This is a genomic window from Leeuwenhoekiella sp. CH_XMU1409-2 (assembly GCF_037029365.1).
GTDB classification, from domain to species: Bacteria; Bacteroidota; Bacteroidia; order Flavobacteriales; family Flavobacteriaceae; genus Leeuwenhoekiella; species Leeuwenhoekiella blandensis.
In genome coordinates this window covers 26,301-44,551 of the sequence record NZ_JAYMEI010000004.1, presented here as the reverse complement: position 1 = coordinate 44,551, position 18,251 = coordinate 26,301, and the positions used below count along the sequence as shown (strand labels likewise).

At 39.3% G+C, this 18,251-nt stretch carries 13 protein-coding genes; 5 read left to right on the top strand and 8 right to left on the bottom strand.

Going from position 1 to position 18,251, the window contains the following annotated elements; genetic code table 11:
* The first annotated feature begins 9 nt into the window (after positions 1-9).
* From WA338_RS05240 to WA338_RS05220, 5 genes are all read left to right on the top strand, one after another.
* Complete coding sequence (locus WA338_RS05240; RefSeq protein WP_009779292.1) at positions 10-1,503, top strand: carboxypeptidase-like regulatory domain-containing protein; 1,494 nt, start codon at positions 10-12, stop codon at positions 1,501-1,503.
* Positions 1,504-1,581: 78 nt separating this feature from the next.
* The gene (locus WA338_RS05235) at positions 1,582-2,760 is read left to right on the top strand and encodes an AIR synthase related protein (protein WP_336092431.1); all 1,179 of its coding nucleotides are present in this window, start codon (positions 1,582-1,584) and stop codon (positions 2,758-2,760) included.
* A gap of 24 nt (positions 2,761-2,784) precedes the next feature.
* Positions 2,785-3,783: a DUF3078 domain-containing protein gene (locus WA338_RS05230; protein ID WP_336092428.1), complete on the top strand. Its 999-nt coding sequence runs from the start codon at positions 2,785-2,787 to the stop codon at positions 3,781-3,783.
* Positions 3,784-3,868: 85 nt separating this feature from the next.
* Positions 3,869-4,609 (top strand): hypothetical protein, encoded by a 741-nt coding sequence (locus WA338_RS05225; protein WP_009779295.1) that lies wholly within the window; start codon positions 3,869-3,871, stop codon positions 4,607-4,609.
* 69 nt (positions 4,610-4,678) lie between these two features.
* Positions 4,679-5,206 carry a hypothetical protein gene (locus tag WA338_RS05220; RefSeq protein WP_009779296.1) on the top strand — a complete coding sequence of 176 codons (528 nt, stop codon included), beginning with the start codon at positions 4,679-4,681 and terminating at the stop codon, positions 5,204-5,206.
* Positions 5,207-5,328: 122 nt separating this feature from the next.
* On the opposite strand, the gene rhaM is transcribed toward WA338_RS05220, so the two are convergent.
* The 8 genes from rhaM to WA338_RS05180 form a co-directional block, all read right to left on the bottom strand.
* Positions 5,329-5,652, bottom strand: coding sequence for an L-rhamnose mutarotase (gene rhaM, locus WA338_RS05215; RefSeq protein ID WP_009779297.1), 324 nt, complete (start codon positions 5,650-5,652; stop codon positions 5,329-5,331).
* A gap of 1 nt (position 5,653) precedes the next feature.
* Complete coding sequence (locus WA338_RS05210; RefSeq protein ID WP_009779298.1) at positions 5,654-6,946, bottom strand: DUF4861 family protein; 1,293 nt, start codon at positions 6,944-6,946, stop codon at positions 5,654-5,656.
* Positions 6,947-6,987: 41 nt separating this feature from the next.
* On the bottom strand, positions 6,988-8,373 hold the full coding sequence (locus tag WA338_RS05205; RefSeq protein ID WP_009779299.1) for a sulfatase-like hydrolase/transferase: 1,386 nt from the start codon (positions 8,371-8,373) through the stop codon (positions 6,988-6,990).
* A 213-nt stretch (positions 8,374-8,586) separates the two neighbouring features.
* Complete coding sequence (locus WA338_RS05200) at positions 8,587-10,338, bottom strand: RagB/SusD family nutrient uptake outer membrane protein (protein ID WP_272984647.1); 1,752 nt, start codon at positions 10,336-10,338, stop codon at positions 8,587-8,589.
* 21 nt (positions 10,339-10,359) lie between these two features.
* The gene (locus tag WA338_RS05195; RefSeq protein ID WP_272984648.1) at positions 10,360-13,551 is read right to left on the bottom strand and encodes a SusC/RagA family TonB-linked outer membrane protein; all 3,192 of its coding nucleotides are present in this window, start codon (positions 13,549-13,551) and stop codon (positions 10,360-10,362) included.
* Between the two features lie 20 nt (positions 13,552-13,571).
* A complete protein-coding gene (locus WA338_RS05190; RefSeq protein WP_273016647.1) occupies positions 13,572-15,026 on the bottom strand; it encodes a fasciclin domain-containing protein in 1,455 nt (484 codons plus the stop codon).
* Positions 15,027-15,062: 36 nt separating this feature from the next.
* Positions 15,063-16,751 carry a fasciclin domain-containing protein gene (locus tag WA338_RS05185; RefSeq protein WP_009779303.1) on the bottom strand — a complete coding sequence of 563 codons (1,689 nt, stop codon included), beginning with the start codon at positions 16,749-16,751 and terminating at the stop codon, positions 15,063-15,065.
* 6 nt (positions 16,752-16,757) lie between these two features.
* Complete coding sequence (locus WA338_RS05180; protein WP_009779304.1) at positions 16,758-18,251, bottom strand: RagB/SusD family nutrient uptake outer membrane protein; 1,494 nt, start codon at positions 18,249-18,251, stop codon at positions 16,758-16,760.

The following is an 18,251-nucleotide window of genomic DNA, read 5'->3' as shown; positions in this document are numbered from 1 at the left end:
AATCGAAAAATGAAAAAAGCATTACTTATAATTTTAGCTATACTGGCATTTTCTTGCAGTGAGGATCCAATAGAAGATACCGGATTTGGCACCATCTCAGGAAGCGTTGTTTTAGATGGTGAAAACACGCCATTAGCCAATGTGAAAATTAGTACCAACCCTGTTACAAACACAGTTTTTACAGATGCTAATGGGGCATTTATAATTGAAGAAGCTCCGGTAGGAGACTATTCTGTTCAAGCCGATTTGGAAGGGTATATCACTGCATTTGAGGCTGCACGTGTAGAAGAAAATAGAACAAATAATATCGTCTTCGAACTTGAGGTTTCTACGGCAAATAATAAAGCGCCCTTAAAGCCGGTACTCGTGACACCAGAAGATACTAGTGTAGATGTGGCTACAACTGTTGATTTTGTTTGGACCTCTGGCAGTAACGATGAAGACGAACTTACATATACTCTGGAACTACGGAATATTACGGCAAACACTTCAGAGTATTTTGAGAACCTGATAGACACAACACTTACCGTTTCTAGCTTGCAGCGCGGCGCTCAATACATCTGGCAAATAACGGTTACAGATGACATTAATCAAGAAGTTTTGAGTGAAGTGAGTCAGTTCTCAACCATTCCTAATCCTGCAAATGCTTTTCATTTTGCACGGGTAATAAACGGTAATTCTGTGATTTTTTCTTCAGATCAAAACGGGACAGATGTTGTTCAGTTAACGCATAGTTCTCATAACAGTTTTAGACCTCGCAAGAATACACAAGCAGGTAAAGTTGCCTTTTTAAGAACTGTAGGTGGAGATACACATATATTTACAATGAATTTAGATGGTACAGCTACCAGACAGATTACTGCTGCTATTCCTGTAAATGGTTTTAGACTGAGTGCAATCAATTTTGCTTGGGCACAAAACGGGAGTAAGATCTACTATCCTAATTTTGACAAATTATACAGCATAAATCCTGATGGATCTGGTCGTGAACTATTATACCAAACCACAAATGGCTCTTTAATAAGTGAAGTTGCAACAACCGATCTTAATGACAACATTATCGTGTTGAAAACCAACAACACTTTAGGTTATGACACCCGAATTTTTACAGTAAGTCTAAGCGCTGGTACAGAAGAGACCATTATTTTAGAAAATGAAGATGGAGCTTCTGGAGGAATAGATTTGTCAGCAAATGCAGATGAAGTTATTTATACAAGAGATATAAGCGGTTCAGAAAATTCAAGTTACCGAATATTTCAAAGTAGACTTTTTAAATATGATCTAAATTCAAGCACCGAAACTCAAATTCAAACAGATGTTGATCAGGGAGAAAATGATCTTGAGGCAAGATGGTCGCCTTCAGAAGGAGAAATTATTTTAACCCGTAAAGGAAATAATAGTGCTGCTGAACCGGCGGTTTATATGATAGATTTAAACAGTTCTTCCACCAGCGGGAGTGACATACAGCTTTTTCCTAATGCATCTATGCCCGATTGGGAATAGTAATAAAAAGCTTTTTAAAACGTCCTGAAATATCAGGACGTTTTTATTTCTTACTTTTGCCAAATAATTAACAATTCGATGAGTCAAGAGATTTCTAAGCGCTACGCACAACGTGGTGTTTCCGCCGGTAAAGAAGAAGTGCATAAAGCCATTAAAAATGTAGATAAAGGCTTGTTTCCTAAGGCATTTTGTAAGATAGTGCCAGATTATTTAACAGGGAGTGAAGACCACTGTTTAATCATGCATGCCGATGGTGCCGGGACAAAATCTTCACTCGCATATATGTACTGGAAGGAAACCGGTGATCTTTCAGTCTGGAAAGGGATCGCTCAGGATGCGTTGATTATGAATATTGATGACCTGCTTTGCGTAGGCGCTACAGATAATATTTTGCTTTCCTCAACAATAGGTCGAAACAAGAACCTGATTACGGGAGAAGTGATTTCTGCAATTATAAATGGTACTGAAGAATTAATAGCAGACCTTGAGCAACACGGGGTTTCCATTAAAAGTACCGGAGGAGAAACGGCAGATGTGGGCGATCTTGTGCGCACGATTATTGTTGATTCTACGGTAACAGCAAGAATGAAGAAGGAAGATGTAGTTGATAACGCTAATATCAAACCAGGTGATGTGATTGTTGGGTTGGCTAGTTTTGGCCAGGCAACTTATGAAAGTGAATATAATGGCGGGATGGGAAGTAACGGACTTACTTCGGCGCGCCACGATGTTTTCAATAAGTATTTAGCTGAAAAATACCCTGAAAGCTTTGATAAAGCTGTACCGGATGAATTGGTCTACAGTGGGTCAAAAAAGTTGACAGATACAGTTTCAGAAAGTCCTCTTGATGCCGGAAAACTTGTGTTGTCTCCAACACGTACGTATGCTCCGGTGATCAAAAAGATCTTAGCTTCTGTAGATAGAAGCTTGCTTCACGGGATGGTGCATTGCAGTGGCGGCGCACAAACCAAGATTTTACACTTCATAGAAAACTTACATATTATAAAAGATAACCTGTTTGACATTCCACCGCTTTTTAAACTTATTCAAGAGGAAAGTGGTACCGACTGGAAAGAAATGTATCAGGTTTTTAATATGGGGCATAGAATGGAGTTGTATGTAGATCCTAGTCTTGCCGATGAAATTATTGCGATCTCAAAATCATTCAATATTGATGCGCAAGTAATTGGTCGGGTTGAAAACGCCGATCAAAAAGAGTTGACAATTAAATCACCTTTCGGAACGTTTACTTATTAATACTGAAACCGTAAAGCTATTAATTTGAAAAAAGCACTATTCTTCACGAGTTTAATCGCAATACTTTTATGTTTTGAAGGACTACAGGCACAACACGTGGCCTTTCCGCTTCCTTTAAAAAAGAATTTAGTAAAGCGTTTAACTGAACAATTGGCGCCAAAGCCTGAAACCAATTGGAAAAAGTTAAACCGTGTAGGAGTAGATTTAAGTGAAGTTGCTTTTGTAAACTGGAATGCCGGTGGTAGTAATTCGATCTCCGGTTTAGCTGAAGTTGTACTTGAACGAAATTATTCTGATAGTAATAAAAAATGGCGTAATAAACTGGTCACGCGGTACGGTGTCAATAGTCAGGAAGGGCAGGAGATTCGTAAGACTGACGATATGTTGGAGCTTACTTCAGATTTTGGTTATCGTAGAGATACTTTATCTAATTGGTATTATTCGGCAAAATTTAGATTTGCTTCTCAATTTACAAACGGTTATAAATATCCAGACACCAGTACGCCTATCTCGCAGTTTATGGCTCCTGGTTATGTCTTTGTCGGAGTAGGAGGTGAGTATGGTCAACGTTTAGATAACCTTTCTATTTATGCATCTCCTTTAACCTACAAATCCACATTTGTTTTAGATCAAAATCTAGCAAATAATGGTGCCTTTGGGGTTACGCCTGCCGTACGGGATGCAGACGGAAACATCATAAGAGAAGGCTCTAATTTCAATAGTGAACTCGGTATTCTACTCCAAAGTTCGCTCAAGGCTAGGGTAATGGATAATATAAATCTTACCAATCTCGTAAATCTCTATACAGACTATTTGAACAGCTTCGGTAATATTGATATTGACTGGCAGCTTAATTTGAATTTTAAGGTCAACAGTTTTGTGCTGGCAAAGGTCGGGTCTCATCTTAAATACGATAACGACATTAAGATCACAGAGACCAATGTAGATGGTGATGAGGTCACGATGGGCGCTCGTACACAGTGGAAACAGCAGTTAGGAATAGGTGTGATAGTTGATTTTTAAAAAAAAAGTCAACTATTTAGAAAACCTCAGTTCCATTTTTTTCGTATGTTTTATTCAATCAAATTCCACTAGTGAACCTAAAACTATGAAGTCTAAATTTAAGCTGGATGATAACAACCTTTTTATCATCTTAATTGTAATAGCCGCCATTATTAATTTGGGGGTTATAGCTTTCATGGAATTAGAATCCAGCAGACTTACACGACTGGTAACTATTGTACTTCTATTTTGCTACTATCTTTTCAAAAAGGAGAAGATAAACCTCTGGACCGTCGTAGCCTTCGTATTTTTTATAAGTAGAGATGTATTCTTTCAATTTTATGAAGAAGCTTGGGGCTATAAAACCTATCTCATTTTGGGGACTCTCTGCTATCTAACTATTGTTTTAGAACGTTTGCCAAAAATTTCAGAAATCAATTTTAAGCCGGGTGTAGTTTTAGTGACACTTTTTCTGGTAGCAGCAAACACGTATACACTCTATGTGATTATGAATATGAGTATGGTTACCTATACCTTTCATGACGGTTTAGAACCTATTCTATTATATGTTTATGGCGCTGCAATGATGATTCTTGGTGTACAGGCGATTGCTTATAATAACAAATACAACAGCAACAGATCGTTGTTGTATATTTTCTTCGCATTCGGGTTTATTTTTTCAGATATCGCGGCTTTATTTGCATACTACTTTGAATTTGGTTCATTTTACTTCCTTGATCGCTTTTTCTTTCTTGGCGCAATGGCGCTTTTTATGAATTACGGTCTCAACTACGAGAGTGTGAAAGAAGAGTATTATCAATATGAAATGATTGATAAAAAGCTCTAAATAGTTGCGCATAATTTCTTTTTTGCTGAACATTGATAGCATCAAAATCAATGAATAAATAAGAACTATATGGCGAGTTTATTAGGAATAGGATCAAGACTAAAACATCACGAGTATGGCTTAGGCGTGGTTACCAATGTTACCTCAAAGCACTATTGGGTTACTTTTATTGATAAGGGTCTGGAAACTATTGACCTGGACGAAGAGATAGAAGTGATCGAAGCTGTCGAAGATGAGGTTGATACGGTAAGCTTTTATGAAGTAGAAAGCACACTTAGAACCTTGCTAAAGAAATATTCCGACATCTCTGAAATTGTACCAATAGCCGATAAATTTAAAGGTGGAACAATTACCTTAAATCCCGCTGATTCCAATTTGACGAGTAAAGAAATTCCCATCGATACGTTTTTTCATAAAATCGTGATGGTGCGGGATCGTGTGCGAGTGATGGAGCAAAAGATCAACTCGAGTAAAAATCTCGATGATCAGGAGAAAGTAGACCTTCAGCAGTATATATCCCGTATTTATGGGAGTTTAACCACCTTTAATATACTGTTTAAAAACAGCTCTCAGAATTTTAAAGGAGCAGGAAAGTAAAAGCTTTATAACAACAAAAAATCCTGAATTCATATTCAGGATTTTTTGTTTGACACCGTCAAAGTGATTAATACCTTAAGCTTGCTTTGAGCTTATTGGTTATGAACTGCTTTAGCAGAAAATTAGTCGTTTTTTTGCAGCTCAAAAACCTCCTTTAGCGGAATTTCCACCGGCGAATGATCTTCGTGGGTTTCCATAATATCAGCCATATAAGCCCACCATTTTTTTACGATAGGGTTTTGTGGAAGCCCCTGAGTGGTATGATTTGCTTTTAGTTTTTGAAAAGCAAAAAGCTTCAGGCTTTTTTCGTCTAAAAAGATATGATATTCTTCAATTCCCGAATCGTTTAAAAGCGCTTGAAGATCTGGCCAGATGAGGTCGTGACGACGTTTATATTCCTCCTCAAAACCGGGTTTAAGTTGCATAGTAAAGGCGTGTACAGGCATTTTATTTGTTTTCTATATTAATGTCAATTGGTGTGAAAAGTTGGTTGGCCAGTTGTTCTACGTAAGCTTTAAAATAAGCTGCATCTTTAAACTTTGGGTTCTGACTAAGTTCCCAACCGGAAACCCCATAATACGTAACGGGCTCTTCGTTTGCTACATTCATTTTTGCCAGATAAGACTGTGTGAATTGTCCAGTCTGGGGAGCTTCGGTGTAGCTGCTATAAGCATCAGCAGGGAGTATTAGTGCTGTGCCCATAATCCATTTTCTATCGTAAGTTAAAGAATCGTGTTGCACCAGTGCAACCCATTTTTCAGTTTTGATTTCTTCAACTCCATTTTGATTATTGATGTTTGAAAGACCAATGGCAAGCGTGTCATTTTCTTTCAATCCACTAATTGAAACAGTATTTTGATAGGCATACATTCCCGGCCAGATCGTTACTGTTTCTTTTGCCTGATATGTGTTTCCGGCTGTATTCCAATTAGAATAGTCAATATGCATCGTAGATTTAACCGGTCCTTTTTCAACAATTTTGAAATGTGTTTTTTCAATATTGCTCAGGGTGTCGGTTACCAGAATTCCCAAACGTCTTATAGTATCGTTTGCGATTACCCCAAAACCGCCTAAGCCGGCCGAATTACCTACCGGAAAAACATCACGTCCCCAAGCTTCCATTGTGTGGTAATTGTCAACAACCGCTTTCGATTCATCTAAACCTACATTCTCAGGAGTGATCGCGGCACTCTTTTTACCGTAAACATCTTTAGCATTACGACCATCCAGATAATGTCTAAAAGCCACTTTATCATTTTCCCAAGTTGGCCCGTCTGTTTGATACTTTTGAAAGCCAAGCGCTTTGGGCATATCTGTTGCTGAAAGTGTCTCTTCTAATGCAGGAGCGACAGGCTCTTCTAGCGCCTCGCGTTTACCAAAGCGGATGTTGGTTTTAACTTTATACTGGGGCGCTTCAGCTATCCACTTAAACTGAATCTTTTTGGTTTCTGAAGGCTCAAAATCAGTAACAAAAAACAACTGATCAACTTTTCCGTTAGCATTGCTGTCAACCAATTGTGAAGCAATAGTGTCTCCTTCAAAAGTGAGTAGGGGATGCATTTCTGCATCAGCTTTATAATCCAATTTGGTCAACCCGATCGCAATGGCCTTATCAGAAAGTGAAGTGTTCTCAGGATTAGTAAGGGAAATTTGAATATTGTCTTCTACATTTTGGTCACAACTTGACAGAAGAAGTATTGTAAGGATGGAAAGAAAATAGGTGCATTTGATTTTAGGCATAGCATAAGTTTTTGATGAAAAGTAGAGAACATCTTGGTTTCCTAGTTTTTTAAGCCAACGTTGACCTCAGGCGTATCTTTACTAAATTCTTGATTTAGGTATGCTGTAAGTTCAGCAACTTCAGCTTGATTTTCTGAAGCAATATTGTTTTCTTCAGAAGGATCTACTTCAATATTATACAATTCAAATTCCGGTGGATCTTTAAGGTGTCGCGTGCGAATGAGTTTAAAAGGTTTCAGAATTATAGATTCTTGTAAATGTCCTCGTGTATAAATTGGTTTTTCACGTGCAACTGAAGCAGTTTTTAGGAGGTGCTGTGCATTTACTCCTTCAACCGTGCTCGGAAGCTCTTCTGCATTTGCCCAATTCAAAAACGTAGGCATCCAGTCGGTCACATTGATATAGTTTGTAGAAGTACCCGAATTGAGATTTTCCGGCCAGGAGATAATCGCAGGAACACGTAGGGCTCCTTCATAATTGGAAGTTTTAAAGTCCCTTAGCGGGAGATTGCTTCCTAACGAATAGTTAGGGCCATATTTACCGTCGTATTGCGTATTAGGAACCCATTTTTCCTGAGCGCCATTGTCGCTTACAAAAAGAACGACCGTATTTTTTTCTAAATCTTTGTCCTTGAGTTTTTGTAGAATTTCCCCAATTCCGGCATCCATATGCGTCATTGCTGCGGCATAAGCCCGGCGTGAAGAATCTTTAATACCCGTGTATTTTTCAAGCCACTCTTGTGGTTCTTGCAGTGGAATATGAGGTGCACTGTAAGCTACTTGTAAGTAAAAATTCTGGTCAGTTTGCAAGGTGTCTATATAATGTACCGCACTTTGCGTAAGGAGATCGGTGACGTGACCTTTTTCAGAAATGAATTTCCCATTGCGATACCACGTGCTGTCACCATTTTTATAGGTGTGTGCGTATTGATCCAGCTGCCCATGGAGAAAACCATAGGAAAAATCAAAACCATAAACCTCAGGGCCGCTTTCAGGTTTTAAACCTAAATGCCATTTACCCATTAAGGCTGTTTTATAATTGAGTTTTGAAAGCGCCTGCGGAAGCGTGGTAATGCTGTCGGGGAGATTGAGTTCGCTTCGGCCACTTATGGGAGCAACAATACCCATTCGGCTAGCAGGTCTACCCGTGAGTAAGCTAGCTCGAGCAGGCGAACAGGTAGGGTAGGTGTAAAACCGATCTAAGGTGAGCCCTTTACCTGCTAATTGATCCAGGTTAGGCGTTTGAATTTCAGAACCATGAAAGCTAAAATCATTCCATCCTGCATCATCTGCAATGATGACGAGGAAATTTGGTGTTTTTTTATCGTCTAAAATTTTATCCTTGTTTTCATTTTTACAAGCTGAAGCCAATACCAGTGCAGAAAGAGCTATAAAAAGATGTTGAAAATGAAAACGGGATGGAATCATATTTAAAGTTAAAACTGTTGATTTATATAGAAGTAAAATGTGCTCTCTCAAAGTTAACCGTACAGCCTGTATAAAGTGTCCTGTTCTAACCTGATTGTAAAAGAGAAGGAGCGTGGCTTGATTCTTTATTAAAACAACAATGCTACGATGTAAACCGTAGCATTGTCCTCTCAAAATTAGAATTAAATCTAAACACAAACAAAGTCGTTATATTTATTCTTCATCGTTCCATATAAACGGTAAATACCAGTTTTCTCTTGACATCAATTTGGTACGTACGGCAGAAGCTTCAGCATTGCCGTCGGCGTTAAGCTTGGCATAAACGCGGTCTGCAAGGAAAGCAGGGTCGTTACGGTGAATCGCTACGCGTACGAGATCTCCCCATCGGTTTCCTTCAAAAGCCAGTTCTAAAGCAGCTTCTTCAATTAGATTATTTTCAATACTGATCAAGCTATCTCCTAAAACCGGAGCGCGTTCAAGATAAGCACGTCCACGTACCCCACCATTACGATGCCAATCACCGCGATAGTATGGGAAATCACCTTGTCTCGCATCAAAGTTGTACGGAAATGGTAGATTGGTTTGTTCAATGTCGGTCACATCTTCCTGTCCCGGTACGGTGTATTCCCCTTGAAGACCAAAATTTAAAAGTGCATCTGCCAGACGATGTTGGCCGTCTCTGTTTGCAGCTTCAGCATAGCGTAAGTGAAGTTTAGCAGCGCGGTACAGATGCCAGCGCCCGTCTCTTTGAAATACATCTACAGGAAGCTGTGTTGCAGGATCAAGGTAATTGTACAAATACTTCATAATGACCGGTTGCTCATTGATAATATTATAGGAGAATTTTGAACCTCGAGCATCGTAAGGAAAACCATTACGTTGCGTTTGATCCTCCCATAAATTCATCACATGCTGAGAAGGTTTAAGTAGATATTCACCATCACGATTTGAAAACAGATCTATAAATGGATTCTCTGGAGCAAAACTCGAGTCAAAAGGTAAAGACCAGATCCATTCTGTATTCCAAAGCGCGTCTGGCTCTCTGGAAAACATAGAGCGCCATCCTTGATTATTATTGTTAACTAAAGCTTGGGCATCTTGCTCACGATAACGAATATAACCAACAGCTAAGTCGTTGTTGCTCGCAATGTCTGCATACTTAACGCGATACGTGTCAAAACGCTCTGTGTCACTACCACTGCCTGTAGCAGTTTCCATCACTACTTTGTAATGAGCCGCAGCTTGTTGATAATTACCTTCCCATAACTGCAAATCTCCTAATAAGCATTCTTTATTGATAAAGAATTTACCGGTATTGTATCCATCAACATCAATAACAAGCGTACTGTTAGTACTATAAAGATCGGTATACGGTAAAGCTTCGGTAAAGTTTATAAGTTCATCAAGTAACTCTTCAAATGAGATGCGTGGAAATTGATTTAGATCTCTTACATCGTCTAGGTTTTCAACAGGCTCAGTGATATAAGGAACGCGCCCGTAGTGAATTCCTAACTGAAGGTATAACCAACTTCTTAAGGTTCCAATATCTGAATAACGCTCGTTGTACTCATTGCTGTCCAGACGGTTGTCTGCACGCATTAAATCAAAGTTTTTAAGCACATCGTTACAGTTATTGATCACTTCGTAAAAATCCTTTGGGCTGGCATAAGGATTTTCTGGCGATACACGGTGCTCACTCAATTGCTGTAAAAACGGACTAGAATTGAAGGTTGTGCTGGTAAGGTCTGCACGTAGTTCGTTAAGAATAACATATTTTTCGGCAAGTCCCATAAATTGGCCGTAGATACCTACGACTGCTGCATCTGCATCAAATACGTCGCGGTAAACCTGATCTTGATTGAGTTGATCTTTGGGCTCAACATCTAGATATTCTGAACAGGATCCCAGGCTTAATAATAAAGCCAATGCGCCCAATCTTAATGTATGTTTTGTATTTCTGATCATTGTCATTATTTTTTCTCTTAATTATAGTCCTAGTCTTAGTCCCATTTGTATTGTAGTAAATTGTGGCATTAGCCCTAAATCTGCTCCCTGACCAAATATTGATGAGGTTGCGCTAAACTCAGGATCATAACCTAAATAGTCTGTAAGGGTAAATAGGTTGTTTGCACTTGCATAGAGTTTTACCGACTTGATATACTCAAGATCTAAGGCAATATCATACGCTACTACTAAAGTTTTTAAACGTAAGAAGGAACCATCTTCGATCCAGCGGTCTGAAAAAGAAGCGTTACCTAGCGGATCTCCCCATACCGCACGTGGAATTGTAGTCTGCTGTCCTTCGGCAACCCAACGATTTCTAACTGCGATACTTTGGTTTTCATAGCCGCTCATTTTTTCCAGATTATTGCGAACTCCATTATACAGATTGTTTCCTACTGAGAAGTTGAATAAACCAGAAATGCTTAAACGTTTCCATTTAAAATTGGCACTAAAGCTTCCGAAAAGATCCGGATTGGGGTTTCCTATAACTACGCGGTCATCATTATCTATCACCCCGTCATTATTTACGTCTGTGAAAATCACATCACCACCTGTAAAGGCTTCTAAAGCACCATTGTCTAGGCGTCTGCTTAAACCGGCAGCCTGAGCTTCGGCAGTAGTTGCATAAACACCGTTGGTCTCGTAGCCGTAGAATAAGTTGGCATCCTGACCTTCGTGAGTGATGTAGGTTGCTCCACCAAATTCAGTAACTATAGGTCCATCAGGTAATCCTGTAACTTCATTTACATATCGAGACAGGTTAAGCCCTAGATCAAGATTAATATCAGCCGTATGAATGAGTCGTGTGTTAAGACTTAAATCAATTCCCTGAGTTTTCATATCACCACTGTTTGAAACCACATAGTCAAAACCACTTGTAGTATTTACCGGCTCGTAAGTGATCATATCTGAAGTCTTATTTTGGTATACATCAACCGAAGCATTAAAGCGCTCATTGAATAGTGCCAGATCAAGACCAAGATTCAGTTTGCTTACGGTTTCCCATTTTAGTTCAGGGTTTCCGATGTTTCCACGTACTAAACCTTGAATTCCTAACAAGTTTTGAGAAACGTAAAGTTGTTGTGCAGTAAAGTTGCCTATATCGTCATTTCCGCTTACACCAAAACTTGCTCTTAGTTTCAATAAATCTAACGCTGAAGCATCTTTTAAGAATTCTTCTGACGAAATTAACCAAGCTCCGGAAGCCGAACCAAGTGCTGCAAATTGCGAATCACCAATGCTGAATCCTCCGTTTTGAATATTGTCGCCAAAACGGCTTGAGCTGTCGATAGAACCGTTAAAGGTCAAAAAGTACTTGTTAAGGTAATCGTATTCTGCACTTAGATAAGCATTTACCCAGTTCCATTCTCCTAAAGAACCCCCAACTACACGTAGCAAGTTGCTACCTGCACCTACAGTTGTAAAATCATCTGTAGCAGAGTTAAAGCCTAAACCTAGATCACTTTCAGACTCGTTGCTTTGGGTGCGTAAACCTAATCTTAAGTCAAGACCATGTTTGTAATTAAAACGCTTTCCATAATTTAAATAGGTGTCTGTATAGAGTGTGTAAAGACGCTGAACTTCACTACCACTGCGGTTATTTCCTATAGCAGTAGGTAAGATCACATCGGCTACACCAAAGTCTGGTATAAAGAAAGATTCACGTTCTTTATTGTAGGTAAGACCTGCAAGCATATTCGCTTCAAGATTATCAGAAATCTTATAGTTAAAATCAAGGTTTCCGTAAAAACGATAGTTTTTGTTGATCCCAATACCATTATCAAGAATAGCGACCGGGTTACCCACATTGAAAAGATCTACGTCAGAAAGGTTAGGAGATACTTCACCGCTGGCATTAATTGCATTGATCGCTGTAAAAGGCGCTTTGGTTAATGCTAAATACATTGGGCTTGTTTTGTAAGCCAGCCCTTGATCTCTTAGGTTTTCAGTGTTGTGAATGAACGATAGGTTTGCATTTACTGATAACTTTTCAGTAAGACGTAAAGCTGCATTAAGTCGGGTGTTGTAGCGTTCCAGATCTGTTTCTCTAATAATTCCTTCACTTCTAAGATAGCCTACAGAAAGGCCATATTTTGCGATGTCATCACCACCTCTAATCTTTAAGAAATAGTTTTGATTGGCGCTACTTTTAAATACCTGATCTTGCCAGTTGGTTTGATTGTGGTATTGATAATAGGCTTCGTTCTGTCTATCATCGATCATCCAAGGCATATTTGCAATTTGTTGTTGCGAATCACCACGGGTTGCAATAAGTTGAGATAAATAAGTTCTATAATCTCCGGCACGCATTACAGGCAGATTGTCTGGCTTCTGGTTGATGCCGCCGTACATTGTAAAATCTATTTTAGTACTTAGATCAACCGGGCGGGTAGTGGTAATAATAATAACCCCATTAGCGCCTTTGGTACCATAGATAGAAGAACCATCTTTTAACACCGTTACGTCTTCAATATCTTTTACCTCAAGCATTGATAGTGGAGAAGAGCTGGTATACTGAATGATCCCAGAACCATAGTCTTCATCATCATAGATCATTCCATCTACTATAAGTAAGGGTTTGTTTGTAGCATATAGCGAATTGAAACCTCTTAATGTAAGGTTTGCTCCGGCACCGGGAACACCAGATTTACGGGTACTGTGTAAACCGGCAACACGACCTTGTAGAAAATCGCCAACCGACTCGTTTACCGGATTCCCCCATTGGCCTTTAGAAAAATCTACTGTTGTCGCAGCTTTAGGATTGGTATACTGTAGCTGCTTACCACCCGGCAGTTCAGACTCTTGATAGAATTGCGAGTAGCTTGTTTCAAAGAGTTCGATCTCCAGGTTGCTAGACTTATTGTTTAAAGGGAATACTTTGGTCTGAAATTCTTGTCCGCTGATGGTGAGTAGTGCATTAAGGTGAGGTACATTAATAGCAAATGTTCCATCCTCGTTACTAATCGCTGCAGAGAAGTTTTTTACCGCAATATTGATTCCCGAGATACCGGTGTTTGTGGCGGCATTTTTTATGATACCGGTAACCTCAATGCCTTTTTGAGAGGTGCTATCTACCGGGGTAGAATCATTGGTATCTTGAGCATACAATCCCTGCGTTACTCCGCTGCAGAGCAGTACACTTAGAATACAGGTTAGTTGTAATATTTTGAGCATAACAATTGGTTTAAAAGACATTACTTAATTACAGGTACTAGTTTTAAATAATCTAAGGTTAGTGTATTTGCACCTGCAGATCCGGTGTTGGCAGCAATAAGTGAGATTAGATCCAGCATACCTGCTTCGTCTAAAGTAAATTCACCTATGTACCGCTCTTGATAATCGTTTGGAGGAACATCGGTATAATCTAAGGTCGCAATAGGATCTGCAACCGTACCATCCTCTTGAAAAGTACCACCGAAACGTAAGCGTTGTGAGAAGGTGTTGTTTTGAATATCGTTTATTGCGCGCCAGTAAACCTGATAGGTTGTGCTGTAAAGGTTATTGGCATTGTAATAAATCGCAAACAAGGGTTCCCCGTGATTCTGAACCATAATGTCATAGAACATTTCTCCGGTAGGATCTTCTTTTTCGCGATAATACGTGTTTCCGCGCTTATCACCCTGACTGAAACCGGAAGGTTCTTCGCCTTCAATCCTCGTTGTAAGCAGGCGTGTTTCTAAAGGAACATCTAGGCTGCTCATCACATACACAATACCATTACTTAGCTGAACTTCTTCAACAATATTATCTGTATTGATCGGGATTTTTACTCCAAATTTTGACGTAAGCGTGTCGGGTAAATTTTCACGTGCAATAGCTTTGTGCAAAGCCATATCTCTTACCGCAAAATAGCTGGCATATGTAGTTGTAGAATCCTCATTACTCTTAATAAGATAAGGCTCCAGCTTTTCTACTTCAGCATCATAAGCATCATCTTGTAATAAGAAAAAGGTGTATTTATTTTGCTCGTTGTTTAAGTTATAAACGTTTGTGAAAAACGAGTTTGTAAGAGAATCAGCAAACATCCCAGGCATATCTTCAGCATTTGCTTTGGCTACACTATCTCTGCGATATAAATTGAATTCATCAAGTTCAATTAAGAACGAACTCATTTTATTATCGGCAGTTGCGTTGATGTATTCCCAAATGTTTTGCTTAGGCGCAAGGGCTTTATCAACAATATGAAAAAGACCATTGGAAGCATATTGATCTGCGGTTACTACCTGAGCATCAGACATCACCGTACCGTTTTTAAACTCAAGGTACTTGTTAGAAAGCATTTGAACCGTTACTGTATCTGCTTCGGTTACCGATGAAACTGCGGTAAGCGCTATGTGGTTTTCTACAAAAAGTCTTTTTGCAGCATCACTCGCTAAAGCTTCACTCGCAACATTAGATAATGCTTCGTTAGTTGGTGCCCAAACCGTGTAGGTTTTAGAACCGGCCAGAATAGCGTCATAACCGGTTTCTTCTAAAAGTGCTCCAAAATCTGAAGTTTGCGAGCCAGATACGATCCTTTGCGTTAAGTTTTGCCCCAGATTATCATCTGTAGTGCTACTGTGATCTTCCCAAGGGTCTGAGCAAGCTGCTGTAGCAAGAAGTAAAAGTCCTGCTGCAAAAGCTTTAGTATATGTTTGTAATCTTATCATCCTCGTTTGGATTAATTTAGTTTAGTTGTTTTTGATTTATTCATCGATTAGTCCGTCACCACCTGCTTCCATTTTTGGATACAGTTGATCCATATCAACAGGTCTGAACTCTATAACGTCTATCCAAGATGGGCCACCAGCGTATGCCAATGATTCTAATGTTATAGTATGTCTTCCTGTAGTTGGAACTTCAATGATACCTGCTAATCTCGAGTTGAATCTGCTTGTTGTAATATTTAAGTGGCGTTTGTAACCCTGTGATTCTAGTACGCGTTCTGGTAAATCTGTGTTTCCGTACTCTGTGAAATTTATAAGTCTAGGTAAAGCTTCCCCATTAAATAAAGCGCGCACAGAACTTGAGGCACGACCATTTTGACGATAGGAAACCCAAACTTTATAGCGCCCTTTGATAAGTACAGGGGTTGTGAATTCCAAATTATTTATAACTCCGGTTCTATGTCTGAGAAGTTCAACAACGTCACCGTGCCAAGCCTGAGAAAGTTGAGCCCCATCACCTGTGGCAGCAGCTAAGTAACCCAATCTAAATGCTGCGTTTCCTTCCCAAGTTACTTCAGATAACTCTGATCTGGAAAGATCTGCATAGTTACCCGGCTTTCTAAATACCGAGCTCAACTGTCTAAATTCTGGTTGATCTGCAACATCGAAATATACGGGAGCAGGAAAACGTTTTTTGATAAAGAAGTTATCGTTTACATAATGTAGCACTCCGTTTGACGCAGTTACATCACTTTGAGATCTGTTGATTTGAACACCGGGTTCAAAAACGCCATTAAAAGTTTCTTCGTTAAGTAGTAAAGAATCGCTTGCAAGTTTAACGCTTATTACTTCAAGAGGTGCTTTAGTAAGAACCACAGATTTTACAGCAAGATCTGCCAAGTAGTCTAATTCTGGAATTATGCGATAAGCCACATAAAGATTAAGACTGTCAAGCGGGTTTGTAGGGTCATCAAGATGACTATAGCGCTCTTTTAAATCATTTAAAGTATTAAAACCTGCTTCTTGAAAAACCTCGTTTGTTTGAGCCAATACACTCACATGGCTAGAAATACTATCCTGATCGTAAGTTAACGGTTCATCTAAAGTGTCGTACCAGCCTGTTTCTCTGATCAGTTCGGCAAACAGCGATAAAGAAGGGTCTTCGTCAATAGTTTCGGCTAAAGTTTGATCTGCTACTTCCAAAGCTTTGTCAATCACGTGTATTACACCGTTACCCACTTCAACATTAGAAGAAATGATACGCGCATCTTTATTAACGGTAATATTAGACTGCCCGTCACGGTTTACAGCACCGGTGATCAAAAACTGACCTTGTAAACTAGGTGTGGCAATTTTACCATCATTAAATTGAACTGTAGTAAACACTTCATCGATAATATGCAATTTGGCTAACTCTTGCAGGTCTTCCATTGGGACATCTGCAACGTTTGAAGCTCCTAGATCACTTAGGTATTGATTTACTGCGTCATTTGTTGGTAAGAACAGCGTGTAGGTGCCATACGTATTCATAAATGATGCGTAATCTGTTACATCAAGAATTTCTAAGAACAGAGAATACTCTTCTTCATTAGCTCTTAGAAACTCGGTGATGTTCAACGTTTCGTCAGTTGATTCTTTATATTTTTCTTCTGTACAACTTAGAACCAAACCGGTAAAAACAACCAGTAGTGTAAGTGTGTATAACGAGGGTCTGAATAGTGTTTTCATAGCTTTCTAGTTATAAAATGGGTTCTGTGTTAAGGCTTTATTGGTAAACAGTTCAAATGTATTTATAGGTAAATAATGACTGTTGGGATCTCTCAATTTAGCAAGAATACTTTGCTGTTGACTCGCAGGAGCACTACGTAAAGCGACACCGAGTAAAATGTCTAGATTCTCGTAATTGTTCTTACGTGCATTGCGCAATACATCAAACCAGCGTTTACCTTCAAAGGCAAACTCACGAGCACGTTCTGCTAAGATGTATAATCTAATGTTGTCTTGATCTTCTGGAGTAACAAACTCCTGTGTTTGATCGATAGCTTCTCGAGTTTCTCTAAGATTCTCAATAATAGCAATCGCTTCTTCGCCGTTTCCTAATTCGTTGAGCGCTTCAGCTTTCATTAACAGGACATCAGCATAACGGTATACAAACCAGTGGGTGTCTGATTCCTGAAGGGCTTTTCTTTGGTTTTCGTTAAGTCCGGTAAATTTGTAAATCTCATTAGTTCCGGGTACAAGGGAAGCACGCTCACCACGTACATCTTTGTTTTCAGGGTCATCAAAATCAACACCAAAAACTTCTTCCAATACTGGTGGAGCAGCCAAATACTGAGGCTGTTGCAAGAATATTTGATAGAACGGATTACGGTTTTCAGGCGTGTATTGTAGTTCAAAAATACTTTCGGTAGAATTTCCTTGTGCAAACACAATGTTGAACCATTGCGGACTCGCATCAATCAATTCAAACTGTCCAGAATTTATTACTTTATCGGCAGCAACAATCGCTTCCTGATAGTTTTCCATCCATAAATGCACATCGGCTTGCATCGCGTTGATCGCATATTTTGTTATACGCCCTTTATTTTCAGGAACGTTACCATAATCTTCGACACTTAAGCGTTCGGCTTCATTTAAATCTGTTAGAACCTGAGCAAATATCTGATCCTGTGGTGTCGCAGGAAGTTGAAAATTATCACCATCAGACAAAGTTGCATCTAGCTTTAACGGAACATCTTTAAAAGATCTTGCCAGAGTAAAGTAGAGATACGCTCGTATGGCTAATGCTTCAGAGATGTAGTTGTTTAATTCACTTGACTCAATTGTAGGATCAATTTCAAGCACTCCCGGTGCTAGGTCGATTACCGTGTTGCAATAGTTTATGATTCGGTAAAACTGAGACCAGGTAGTGATACTGTTAGAAGGTAAAATATTTGTAGTAATGATATCACTCTGGTCATTTGAGGTAAACGCTCCAGGAGCAACCATACCTCCTCTAAGCTCACCATACATAAAAATGTATTCGGCTAGTGTAAGATCGTTTTCAGACGGAGGTGTATTAAGCATAGCAGAATAAATACCTACTACAGCAGCCTGAACATCTTCTTTGGTTTGCCAAAACTCCTGGCGTACCGTACCATTCTCAGGTCGAAGGTCTAAATAGCTATCGCAAGACAAACTAAGTGCTGCCAGAAGGATAGCGAGTATATGTGTAATTCTAGTGTGCAT

Coding starts and splice junctions, on each gene's coding strand:
- WA338_RS05200 (WP_272984647.1), bottom strand. CDS start 10,338: ATGATCAGAAATACAAAACATACATTAAGATTGGGCGCATTGGCTTTA.
- WA338_RS05210 (WP_009779298.1), bottom strand. CDS start 6,946: ATGCCTAAAATCAAATGCACCTATTTTCTTTCCATCCTTACAATACTT.
- WA338_RS05205 (WP_009779299.1), bottom strand. CDS start 8,373: ATGATTCCATCCCGTTTTCATTTTCAACATCTTTTTATAGCTCTTTCT.
- WA338_RS05185 (WP_009779303.1), bottom strand. CDS start 16,751: ATGAAAACACTATTCAGACCCTCGTTATACACACTTACACTACTGGTT.
- WA338_RS05190 (WP_273016647.1), bottom strand. CDS start 15,026: ATGATAAGATTACAAACATATACTAAAGCTTTTGCAGCAGGACTTTTA.
- WA338_RS05240 (WP_009779292.1), top strand. CDS start 10: ATGAAAAAAGCATTACTTATAATTTTAGCTATACTGGCATTTTCTTGC.
- WA338_RS05225 (WP_009779295.1), top strand. CDS start 3,869: ATGAAGTCTAAATTTAAGCTGGATGATAACAACCTTTTTATCATCTTA.
- WA338_RS05220 (WP_009779296.1), top strand. CDS start 4,679: ATGGCGAGTTTATTAGGAATAGGATCAAGACTAAAACATCACGAGTAT.
- rhaM (WP_009779297.1), bottom strand. CDS start 5,652: ATGCCTGTACACGCCTTTACTATGCAACTTAAACCCGGTTTTGAGGAG.
- WA338_RS05180 (WP_009779304.1), bottom strand. CDS start 18,251: ATGCACACTAGAATTACACATATACTCGCTATCCTTCTGGCAGCACTT.
- WA338_RS05235 (WP_336092431.1), top strand. CDS start 1,582: ATGAGTCAAGAGATTTCTAAGCGCTACGCACAACGTGGTGTTTCCGCC.
- WA338_RS05195 (WP_272984648.1), bottom strand. CDS start 13,551: ATGCTCAAAATATTACAACTAACCTGTATTCTAAGTGTACTGCTCTGC.